The organism is Halobacillus salinus, assembly GCF_004684905.1.
Lineage (GTDB): Bacteria > Bacillota > Bacilli > Bacillales > Halobacillaceae > Halobacillus > Halobacillus salinus.
Map to the genome: position 1 here is coordinate 101,748 of NZ_SRJC01000007.1, position 11,618 is coordinate 113,365.

The following is an 11,618-nucleotide window of genomic DNA, read 5'->3' on the forward strand; positions in this document are numbered from 1 at the left end:
AGGAGGATTATTCATTATGAAATTTGTGATTCAACGCGATCAATTGATTGATAGCGTCCAACATGTCATGAAAGCTATCTCGTCTAGAACGACGATTCCTATTTTGACCGGAATGAAAATTGAAGCGACAGAGGAAGGTATTAAATTAACGGGTAGTGATTCTGACATTTCGATTGAATCCTTTATTCCTAAAGAAGAAGACGGTATTGTCTATATCGATCATATTGAACCTGGAAGTATTGTGCTTCAGGCGAAATATTTCCCTGACATCGTTAAGAAACTTCCTCAGAAAACAGTAGAAATAGAAAGTGATAATAACCGTAACGTAACCATTCGCTCAGGAAACGCGGAATTCCACCTGAACGGCCAAGACCCAGAAGAATATCCGCACCTTCCGCAGCTGCAAACGGAAGATAGCTTTGAACTGCCTATTGATCTACTGAAAAACCTGATCCGCCAAACGGTATTTGCCGTATCTACTTCTGAAACACGCCCGATTCTTACAGGAGTTCACGTCAAAATGGAAGACGGACAATTAGAGTTCATCGCAACCGACAGTCACCGTCTGGCATCACGTAAAATTCCTTTAGATCAACCTGAAGGAAAGAACGTCCCAGCTGTTGTTATTCCAGGAAAAAGCTTGACCGAACTAAACAAAATCTTAGGGGACTCCGAAGAGACGATTGAAATCAGTGTGACGGAAAACCAAGTTCTCTTCCGTACGAAACACTTGTATTTCCTATCCCGCTTGCTGGATGGAAACTATCCGGAAACGTCTCGCTTAATTCCTGAGCAAAGTAAAACGGTTGTCACTATCGATGGAAAAGAGCTACTGAACTCCGTCGATCGTGCTTCGCTACTAGCGAAAGAAAACCGTAACAATGTGGTTCGTTTGATGACGAAAGAAAACAATCACTTAGAAATCACTGGTAACTCTCCGGAAGTCGGTAATGTGGTAGAAGAAGTTCTAGCTAATGAGGTAGACGGAGAAGATTTGAAGATTTCTTTCAGTGCGAAGTATATGATGGATGCTCTGAAAGCAGTCGACCATGATCAAGTGAAGGTCGAATTCACGGGAGCCATGCGTCCATTCCTGATTCGTCCGGTCGACAATGATCAAATCCTTCAGCTGATCCTTCCAGTTCGTACGTACTAAATCTCGTACATGAATTTAATATAAACAGCCATCATAAAAAAGGTACGGTTATGAATCGTCATAACCGTACCTTTTCTTGTTCTCAAGCCCCTTTAGTATTTGGTCTAGTGACCAAAAGGAAGTTGTCCTTTTTCAGTTATCCACATGTGGACAACAAAAATCTTTCCCAGTAATGTAGCAGGCTTTTCTTACACCTTCATCTTTAGTAAAATAGAAGAAGGTGAATTCATGAAATAGGGTGAATAATAAATGAGCGAACGTATAGAAATCTCAACAGAATACATCCCTCTTAAATCTTTTCTTAAATTAGCCAACATCGTGGAATCCGGTGGTATGGTGAAAGTCTTTCTAGAGGAGTTCGATGTATTTGTAAATGGTGAATTAGAACAACGCCGCGGGCGAAAACTGTACCTGGGAGATACGGTGGAAATCGAAGAATTCGGCACCTTTGAAGTGGTGCGGGAAGAATAGGCTGACTTTCTCCGCCTATGCACATACAAGACTTAACCCTCCGGTCGTATCGGAATTATGATCAGCTTTCGCTGAGTTTCGATCACACGATCAACGTCATTATTGGTGAAAACGCCCAGGGAAAAACCAATTTGATGGAGGCGATCTACGTCCTAGCGTTCACGAGGTCACATCGAACGCCCCGTGACAAAGAACTGATACAATGGGACGCGGAGTATGGTAAAATAAAAGGGACTATATTTAAACGGAATCGACGCTTTCCGCTTGAAATCATTCTTTCGAATAAAGGCAAGAAAGCGAAATTAAATCATATTGAGCAGAAGCGCCTAAGTGATTATATAGGTGCTTTAAATGTTGTGATGTTTGCACCTGAGGACCTGAACTTAGTCAAAGGGAGTCCTCAGGTGCGTCGTCGGTTTATTGACATGGAAATCGGCCAAATTCAACCGACATATATTTATCATTTGGGGCAGTATCAAAAGATTTTGCGTCAACGAAATCATTTACTGAAAGAGCTTCAGAGGAGACGGGAATCCGACTTGACGATGCTCAGGGTCCTGACGGATCAATTGATCGAGCACGCGGCAACGATCATCGAACGCCGTTTTCGATTTCTCCAACTGCTTCGTGAGTGGGCAACTCCGATTCACGAAGGCATCAGCCGGAAGCTTGAAAAGTTGGAAATAGCTTATGATGCTAGTGTGAAAGTATCAGAAACTATGAATTTGGAAACAATAAAGAGTACGTATCAGGAAAAGTTCGAAAGCATTGAGTCGAAAGAAGTAGAACGAGGAACGACGCTTGCTGGTCCTCACCGGGATGATTTGATTTTCTATGTGAACGGAAAAGACGTTCAGACATACGGATCTCAAGGACAGCAGCGCACGACGGCTTTATCTTTGAAACTTGCGGAAATTGAGCTGATTCATAGTGAGGTAGGCGAATATCCGATTCTTTTACTGGATGATGTTCTGAGTGAGCTCGACGATTTCAGACAGTCTCATCTCCTGCACACCATTCAAGGTAAAGTGCAGACGTTCGTTTCGACGACCAGCATTGATGGCATCGAACACGAAGCGCTTGAAGAAGCAGAGATTTTTCACGTCAAAGAAGGAACGATAGAAGTACAGAAATGAGGGGTTCCATTGTTCATTCACATTGGTGACGATCATGTCATTCAATCCAAAGACGTCGTAGCGATCATCGATCATAGCCTGGTAGGTTCGTCTTCGATCATCGAAGAAATGCTTTTCAATCAACGCAAGAACAGACGTGTAGTGGAAACGGAGGACCATGAGGCGAAATCGATTGTCATTACCCAAGACGTCATTTATTTCAGTCCGCTATCTGTTTTCACTTTGAAAAAACGAGCCAATATGATGACGACTTTAAATAAATTAGAAGATTTCTCAGAAGAAACTGAGGAATAGAGACAGGTTCCGTGTCAAACCACTTGAGAAATGTAGGTGAGTACCATGAAAGAGGAAATTATTGGAGAGCAGCAATCCTATGATGAAAGTCAAATACAGGTGCTTGAAGGACTTGAAGCCGTTAGAAAACGTCCTGGTATGTATATCGGGTCTACTAACGAGAAAGGACTTCACCACCTCGTATGGGAAATCGTCGATAACAGTATCGATGAAGCGATGGCCGGTTTTTGCGATCATATTCAAGTCAGTATCGAAGAGGACAACAGTATCACTGTAACCGATAACGGTCGTGGTATTCCGGTTGGGATCCAAGAGAAGACTGGTCGCCCGGCGGTTGAAACGATTATGACCGTATTGCACGCCGGCGGTAAGTTCGGCGGCGGTGGCTATAAAGTATCAGGAGGTCTCCACGGGGTAGGTGCGTCTGTCGTAAACGCCCTATCGACAAAGCTTGAGGTGTTCGTCCATCTCAACGGAAATATTTATTACCAGTCATTCAGTCGTGGTGTACCTGATGAAGACTTGAAGGTGATCGGAGAAACCGATATTACCGGTACCCGCATTCAATTCAAGCCGGATCCTGAGATTTTCACTGAGACGGAAGAATACAAATTCGAAACATTGGCGAACCGTCTTCGTGAGCTTGCTTTCCTGAATAGAGGATTGACAATTACGGTGGATGATAAACGTACCGAAGAAGAAGCTGTCGAGTATTATTACGAGGGCGGAATTGTATCTTACGTGGAGCATATGAACCGCACGCGTGAAGCGTTACACGAACCTTTCTTTGTGGAAGACGAGCAGGATGAGATTTCGATTGAGATCGCTCTGCAGTACAATGACGGCTTTGCTAGTAATATATACTCGTATGCCAATAATATTCACACATATGAGGGAGGCACACACGAGTCCGGCTTCAAAACGGGCTTAACACGTGTCATCAACGATTATGCGAGAAAGAACAATATGTTCAAAGAGACGGACCCTAACTTGACGGGAGACGATGTGCGTGAAGGTCTGACAGCCATTATCTCAATCAAGCACCCGGACCCTCAGTTCGAAGGACAGACGAAGACGAAGCTTGGTAATAGTGAAGCGAGAACGGTCACAGACGCCTTGTTCTCAGAAGGCTTCTCTAAATTCTTGTTCGAGAATCCATCCATGGCCAAGAACATCGTAGAGAAGGGCTTGATGGCCTCTCGTGCGAGAATGGCTGCCAAGAAAGCACGTGAACTGACTCGACGTAAGAGTGCACTTGAAGTCTCCAACCTTCCAGGTAAACTCGCGGATTGCTCTTCCAAAGACGCTAAGGTTTCGGAACTTTATATCGTGGAGGGTGACTCTGCCGGCGGATCGGCGAAGCAAGGGCGAGACCGTCACTTCCAAGCGATTCTGCCGTTAAGAGGTAAAATCATCAACGTGGAAAAAGCGCGTCTCGATAAAATCCTCTCCAACAACGAGGTTCGTACGATCATCACAGCGCTCGGTACCGGTATCGGCGAAGATTTCGATATTTCTAAAGCACGCTATCACAAAATCGTCATCATGACGGATGCGGATGTAGACGGTGCACACATCAGAACGCTGCTGTTGACCTTCTTCTACCGTTACATGAGACCGTTACTGGAACATGGCTATATTTACATCGCCCAGCCACCGCTATACAAAGTACAGCAAGGTAAAGCGATTTACTACACTTATAGCGATAAGCAATTAGATAAGATCATGGCAGAGCTTCCGAACGCACCAAAGCCAGGCGTACAGCGCTATAAGGGTCTTGGAGAGATGAATCCGGAGCAGCTATGGGAAACGACGATGGACCCAGAGACGAGAACGCTCTTGCAAGTAAGCCTTCAAGATGCGATCACGGCCGATGAAACGTTCGATATCCTGATGGGAGACAAAGTCGAGCCTCGTCGTAACTTCATTCAAGAAAATGCCCAGTACGTCCAGAACTTGGACGTCTAAAGTTTTAGATGAATAAAGTGGAGAAGCTATTCTGAGCTTTGAAGCTAAAAGTATAAAAATTCAGAGGTAGCACTTGGTAGCTGGTCACGCCACGTCCGGCTCCAGCGCCCAGACACTCGCTAACGTAAAATCCGTCCTGCGGGAGAGAAGGACATTCTCCCTCCGGCCGTTTTGCTTATGCGTGTCGTGTCTTACAGGGCGCTTGCGCCTTTGCTTTTAGGAGGTAACGAGAATGGTGGATCAACCAGAACGCCCCCGCGTACAGGAAGTCAATATAAGCGATGAGATGCGGACATCGTTTCTAGATTATGCGATGAGTGTTATCGTCGCCCGCGCTCTTCCGGATGTACGTGATGGCTTAAAGCCCGTACACCGCCGAATTCTTTATGCGATGCATGATTTGGGAATGCATGCAGATAAAGCCTATAAGAAATCAGCGCGTATCGTAGGGGAAGTAATCGGTAAGTATCACCCGCACGGTGACTCAGCTGTTTACGATACGATGGTGCGTATGGCACAGGATTTCAACTATCGCTATATGCTCGTCGATGGACACGGTAACTTCGGTTCAGTAGACGGTGACGCTGCCGCTGCGATGCGTTATACCGAAGCTCGTATGTCCAAGATTTCGATGGAAATCCTGAAAGATATAAACAAAGACACAATTGATTATGATGATAACTATGACGGTACAGAACGCGAACCACTTGTCCTGCCAGCTAAATTCCCGAACTTACTTGTTAATGGTGGTTCCGGAATCGCTGTCGGAATGGCAACGAATATTCCGCCTCACCAACTAGGGGAGGTCATTGATGCTGTTCTTGCCATCAGTAAGGATCCAGAAATCACGATTCAAGAGTTGATGGAGAACTATATCCAAGGACCCGATTTCCCGACTGCCGGTAAAATCCTCGGGCTAAGCGGCATTCGCAAAGCTTATGAAACGGGGAAAGGATCGATTACGGTTCGTGCTGATGTCGAGATCGAAGAGCAGGCGAATGGGAAGGCCCGCTTGATTGTGACAGAACTGCCTTACCAAGTGAACAAAGCACGACTAGTGGAGAAAATCGCCGAGCTTGCCCGTGACAAGAAGATAGATGGAATTACGGACTTGCGTGACGAATCCGACCGTAATGGACTCCGTGTCGTGATCGAACTTCGTAAAGACGTCAATCCGAATGTACTGCTGAACAACCTATACAAAATGACGGCCTTACAGTCTACATTCGGTATCAATATGCTGGCACTGGTCAACGGCCATCCGAAAGTATTGAACCTTAAACAGTGCCTTGAGTATTACTTGGAGCACCAAAAAGAAGTTATTCGTCGTCGTACCCAGTATGAGTTGAACAAAGCAGAAGCACGTGCTCACATCCTAGAAGGATTGCGTGTAGCTCTAGATCACTTGGACGAAGTGATCAAGCTCATCCGTGAATCCCAAACGACAGATATCGCCCGTACAGGGTTGATGGAACGCTTCGGACTGTCTGAGAAGCAGGCCCAAGCTATCCTCGATATGCGTTTACAGCGGTTAACTGGTCTAGAACGCGAAAAAATCGAAAACGAATATCAAGAGATTATGAGTCTTATCGCTGAATTGAAGGCCATTTTAGCGGACGATGAGAAAGTATTGGAGATCATCCGTGAAGAACTTCTCGATGTGAAAGAACGCTATAATGATGAACGTCGTACGGAAATCGTACTTGGCGGAACAGACTTCATTGAAGACGAAGATCTCATACCAGAAGAAACAGTGATTGTAACGCTGACACACCAAGGCTATGTAAAACGCCTGCCGGCTAATACGTACCGTTCCCAGCGAAGAGGCGGACGTGGTGTTCAGGGGATGGGTACCCATGAAGAAGACTTTGTGGAGCACTTACTCTCGACTTCAACCCACAATACCTTGTTGTTCTTCTCCAACAAAGGAAAAGTGTACAAGGCAAAAGGGTATGAAGTACCTGAGTTCAGCCGAACAGCGAAAGGGATTCCGATTATCAACATGCTGAACATTGAGCGTGATGAGTGGATCAATGCTGTGATTTCTGTCGAAGATTTCGTAGATGATTGGTACCTTGTCTTCACCACTCGTAATGGTATTACGAAGCGTACGACGCTTTCCCAATTCGCAAACATCCGCCGAGGTGGATTGATTGCGCTTGGACTCCGTGAAGATGATGAACTCATTTCCGTTCGCATGACGGATGGCTCGAAAGATGTCATGATCGGAACCGAGAATGGCTACTTGATCCGTTTCAACGAAGATCAAATCCGCACGATGGGGCGTACAGCTGCCGGCGTCAAAGGTATTTCCCTAAGAGATGACGACCGTGTCGTATCTATGGAAATCCTTGAGGATAGTCTGCAGGTCCTTACCGTTACTTCCAAAGGTTATGGTAAGCGTACACCAGCTAGTGAATACCGTATCACCAACCGTGGTGGTAAAGGGATCATTACATGTAACCTTACCGATAAGAACGGTAAAGTTGTTGCGACCAAAGCCATCAACGGGGAAGAAGATATTATGATCATTACAGAGAGCGGTGTCCTTATCCGTATGCCGATGGATACCATCTCTGAGACCGGACGAAACACGCAAGGTGTCCGCTTGATTCGCTTAGGCGATGGAGAAGAAGTGGCGACGGTTGCTCGTGTCGAGTCGGAAAAAGAAGAAGAGGAACTTGCAAAACAAGCAGAAGAACAAGCTGATCTTGAGAATGCACCTACGAATGAACCTACAGAAGAAAAAGAAACACCTGACGAAGAATCATAAGTATGACCATCGTCGCCTGTCGAATTCACACGGCAGGCGGCTTTTTTTATCAAATGATAGGTGGTGAACGAATGTGAAGGTGCATCCCTCACAAGTTGTCGCAGGTTGTATGATCATTCAGGACGTTATGGGAAAAACAAATCGTCCGATCATACCTAAAAATACTGTAGTACATCCTATACATATGCGGGTTTTAAACCAATTTAAAGTTGGGGTAGTTGAAGTAGCCAATCGACTGTCTGATGGGTCTCCGTTTATTCCAGAGGAAAGCATAGAGTATAACGAGGTGGAAGAACACAAGAAGCAAGAAAGTCAGGAATCCCTAAGTACGTTGTCCTTCCAAGAACAGTATCTAGAAGCGGTGCAGGCCTATAAGAAATGGTTCGAAGATTGGCGTGGTGGCACACCGGTAGATATTTCAGCAGTCCGAAAGGTCATGGTTCCATTATTAGAGCGCGCTGCTCAGTCTAATCGCGACGTGTTCTTACTCCACCACTTTTCCTCAAAAGACGATTACTATTATCATCACAGCGTAGCAGTCGGGCTTCTATCCGGTTATATCGCATCTAAGATGAATTACAGTTATGGAGACTGGATTCAAATCGGATTGGCTGGTGTACTGAGTGACAGTGGAATGGCGAAGGTTGAAGCAAGAATCATAAATAAGACGGGGGCTTTGAGAGAAGAAGAATTTAATCAAATCCGCAAACATCCGACTTATTCTTACCGTTACGTAGAAAAAACCCCTCTGTTGACTCAAAATGCGAAGCTAGCGATCTTGCAGCACCATGAACGTCTGGACGGGAGCGGCTATCCGCTTGGTCTGCAACAGGGGAAAATCCATAGCTACAGCCAAATCATTGCGGTCAGTGACATGTACCATGCCATGACATCAGAACGTGCTTACCGCAAGAAGCATTCACCATTCCGTGTGTTGGAAGAAATCCAAAAAGAACAATTCGGTCGCTTTGACCATACCGTCGTCCAAGCTTTCATTAAAGAGATGACGAACTATTCACAAGGCACAAAAGTCAAATTGTCCAACAACCAGAAGGCTGCAATTGTTTTCGTAGAATCTTCACATCCGACAAGACCGATGGTGCAGTTAGAAGATCAATCTATCTACGCTTTAAGGGACCATCATGATCTGTATATCGAAGAGGTGCTGGATTGACTAACGTATATGAACTTTAGAGGAACTTCCAAATGGGAAGTTCCTTTTAGTTTGTCGAGATAGTATTGTCGGTTCTCTTAGCTATAATCGGTGTTGGAATAAAGGTTCGCATTTTTTTACAGACCTGGTATGTCACCTATTCTGGTAGAGAGGTGAACTGGTTCTCTAACCAGGAGGAGACCAATGTCGGAATCTCAACAGCAGCCGAACGTAGGAAGTGAACGATGAATACATAGTCATCCCGGTCCCGCATTTGCTGCATTTCCCCCCACCACTCCCCTTCATATCGCACAAGCATACTCAAGTTGTATAAGACGGCGAAATAAGTCATCAAGGCTGGCCATTCCTCTTCCGTTTTCGAAAAGGATGTCCCCTTCAGACCGTACAAGTCCTGCATAGTCGGAAGCGGACGTAGTAACTCATCCATGGAAATCTTTTCTTGGGCAGACTGAAATCCGAACAAATGCCAGGAAGCATAAGGAAAGAGACCGTGAGGCTGGATGCGGATATCATCCTCGAGGAAGCGGTAGTGTTGTTTCTTACGCTTTCTAGTGGATAGGCCGTGGGCAAGCACTTTAGCAGTGGCTGGATAACCTGGGTCTACTGTCAGGAGACAGCTCTTGATCATATGGTTCAGGCCGTAATAATACAGAAGCGGCTGTACGCTTAAAGACGTGGAGGCAGCGGCCTTCCAGAAATCCTCCCCCAATATCAGTCCATGAATGAATCGTTCTGCGTTCTGATAGGCATGGTGATCGGACTTAGGGTGTTCTTGTTTGTCGTAGCACTTCTTCAAAAAAGGTCTGGTGTGTGATGTGACTTGCAAATAAGTAAGAATGGTCGACTCATTCAAATCGGTTCTCCTCCTTTCTTTTCCAATTAAAGTTTCTGTCGAATCGATTGATTTTTTAGGTTGAAAAAGCCTTGTTGTTGTCGTATTGTAAATAACAATAAGAAAAGCTGACTTACGTATGATGTCGATGGAATCATGTTGGAAAGGACGATCCCTTCAATCGTTTTCCTTTTTCTGATGTATCTTTATAGGTCCCTTGCATCTTTTAAGTTAGGTTACCCACCTTTACCCGAAACTATTTGAAAAGAAGGAGAGTTGAAGCATGCGAGAAGATAAGTTTGCCAAAGAAAGCCTGACGTTTGATGATGTGTTGTTAATGCCAGCCAAGTCAGATGTATTACCACGTGATGTATCATTATCAACAGAGTTGTCTCCAAGCTTGAAGTTGAACATGCCGATTATTAGTGCAGGAATGGATACCGTGACAGAAGCAAGTATGGCTATTGGGATGGCGCGCCAAGGCGGTCTCGGCGTCGTGCACAAAAACATGTCTATTGAAGACCAAGCAGAGCATGTGGATCGTGTGAAACGTTCGGAAAGTGGTGTCATCACCAACCCATTTTTCTTAACACCCGACCATCAAGTATTTGATGCGGAGCACTTAATGGGCAAATTCCGTATTTCCGGTGTTCCGATTGTAAACAACACGGAAGAACGTATTCTCGTAGGAATTATCACGAATCGTGACTTGCGCTTCATTGAAGATTATTCGATGAGAATCAGTGCTGTCATGACAAGTGAGAACCTCGTGACTGCTCCTGTTGGTACAACATTGAATGAAGCAGAGAAGATTCTACAGCAGTACCGAATCGAAAAGCTTCCTCTCGTTGATAATCAAGGGGTCCTAAAAGGGCTGATCACCATTAAAGATATTGAAAAAGTCATCGAATTCCCGAATTCAGCAAAAGACGCACAAGGTCGTCTTCTTGTAGCTGCAGCTGTCGGCGTGACGGCTGATGCGATGACTCGTATCGATAAACTAGTAGAAGCTGGTGTGGACGCACTTGTCGTCGATACAGCACACGGTCACTCTCAAGGTGTCGTAGATCAAGTGGGCCGTATCCGAAGCAAGTATCCGGAAGTGAACATTATTGCAGGTAACGTGGGAACACCGGAAGCTACTCGCGAACTGATCGAAGCAGGTGCTGACATTGTCAAAGTCGGTATTGGACCAGGGTCGATCTGTACGACACGTGTCGTAGCAGGTGTCGGTGTACCACAAATCACCGCTGTATTTGATTGTGCACAAGAAGCAGAGAAACATGGAAAGACGATCATTGCTGATGGAGGAATTAAGTACTCTGGAGATATCGTCAAAGCGATTGCTGCTGGCGGACATGCTGTCATGGTCGGTAGCCTGTTAGCTGGTGTATCGGAAAGTCCTGGTGAGACAGAGATCTTCCAAGGACGCCGTTTCAAGGTTTATAGAGGAATGGGCTCTGTCAGTGCAATGGAATCTGGCTCGAAAGACCGTTACTTCCAAAACGAATCAGAGTCGAAAAAGCTTGTGCCAGAGGGAATCGAAGGTCGTATGCCATACAAAGGTCCATTGGCTGATTCGATCCACCAAATGCTAGGGGGACTTCGTTCTGGAATGGGATATTGCGGAACAGCAACCATCGATGCCCTTCGCAATGATGCAGTGTTCACCCGCATTACCAATGCCGGTTTGCGTGAGAGTCACCCCCATGACGTTCAAATTACGAAAGAGTCGCCAAACTACTCCGTTTGACCCTCTTAAATGAACCATAGACAGGGACTTTTCCCTGTCTATTTTTTTGTGAAACCATGTG

General features: G+C 45.4%; 9 protein-coding genes. 8 read left to right on the forward strand and 1 reads right to left on the reverse strand.

Annotated features, from left to right (window positions below):
* The first annotated feature begins 16 nt into the window (after window positions 1–16).
* The 7 genes from dnaN to E4663_RS17585 all read left to right on the forward strand — a co-directional run bounded on the left by dnaN (window position 17) and on the right by E4663_RS17585 (window position 8,972).
* Window positions 17–1,156: a DNA polymerase III subunit beta gene (gene dnaN, locus E4663_RS17555; protein WP_079477483.1), complete on the forward strand. Its 1,140-nt coding sequence runs from the start codon at window positions 17–19 to the stop codon at window positions 1,154–1,156.
* Between the two features lie 249 nt (window positions 1,157–1,405).
* Window positions 1,406–1,627, forward strand: coding sequence for a S4 domain-containing protein YaaA (gene yaaA, locus E4663_RS17560; protein ID WP_079477482.1), 222 nt, complete (start codon window positions 1,406–1,408; stop codon window positions 1,625–1,627).
* A 17-nt stretch (window positions 1,628–1,644) separates the two neighbouring features.
* Window positions 1,645–2,763 (forward strand): DNA replication/repair protein RecF, encoded by a 1,119-nt coding sequence (recF, locus tag E4663_RS17565; RefSeq protein WP_079477481.1) that lies wholly within the window; start codon window positions 1,645–1,647, stop codon window positions 2,761–2,763.
* A gap of 9 nt (window positions 2,764–2,772) precedes the next feature.
* Window positions 2,773–3,057 carry an extracellular matrix regulator RemB gene (gene remB, locus E4663_RS17570; RefSeq protein WP_079477480.1) on the forward strand — a complete coding sequence of 95 codons (285 nt, stop codon included), beginning with the start codon at window positions 2,773–2,775 and terminating at the stop codon, window positions 3,055–3,057.
* Window positions 3,058–3,102: 45 nt separating this feature from the next.
* Window positions 3,103–5,025 (forward strand): DNA topoisomerase (ATP-hydrolyzing) subunit B, encoded by a 1,923-nt coding sequence (gyrB, locus tag E4663_RS17575; protein WP_135328621.1) that lies wholly within the window; start codon window positions 3,103–3,105, stop codon window positions 5,023–5,025.
* Window positions 5,026–5,257: 232 nt separating this feature from the next.
* Window positions 5,258–7,798 (forward strand): DNA gyrase subunit A, encoded by a 2,541-nt coding sequence (gene gyrA / locus E4663_RS17580; RefSeq protein ID WP_135328594.1) that lies wholly within the window; start codon window positions 5,258–5,260, stop codon window positions 7,796–7,798.
* A gap of 73 nt (window positions 7,799–7,871) precedes the next feature.
* Window positions 7,872–8,972: an HD-GYP domain-containing protein gene (locus E4663_RS17585; RefSeq protein ID WP_135328595.1), complete on the forward strand. Its 1,101-nt coding sequence runs from the start codon at window positions 7,872–7,874 to the stop codon at window positions 8,970–8,972.
* A 136-nt stretch (window positions 8,973–9,108) separates the two neighbouring features.
* Here E4663_RS17585 and E4663_RS17590 read toward each other — a convergent pair whose 3' ends face one another.
* A complete protein-coding gene (locus E4663_RS17590; protein ID WP_135328596.1) occupies window positions 9,109–9,825 on the reverse strand; it encodes a YaaC family protein in 717 nt (238 codons plus the stop codon).
* A 262-nt stretch (window positions 9,826–10,087) separates the two neighbouring features.
* On the opposite strand from E4663_RS17590, the gene guaB reads away from it, so the two are divergent.
* Entirely contained in the window at window positions 10,088–11,557 is a 1,470-nt protein-coding gene (guaB, locus tag E4663_RS17595) for an IMP dehydrogenase (protein ID WP_079477475.1), read from the forward strand.
* The last annotated feature ends 61 nt before the right edge of the window (window positions 11,558–11,618 follow it).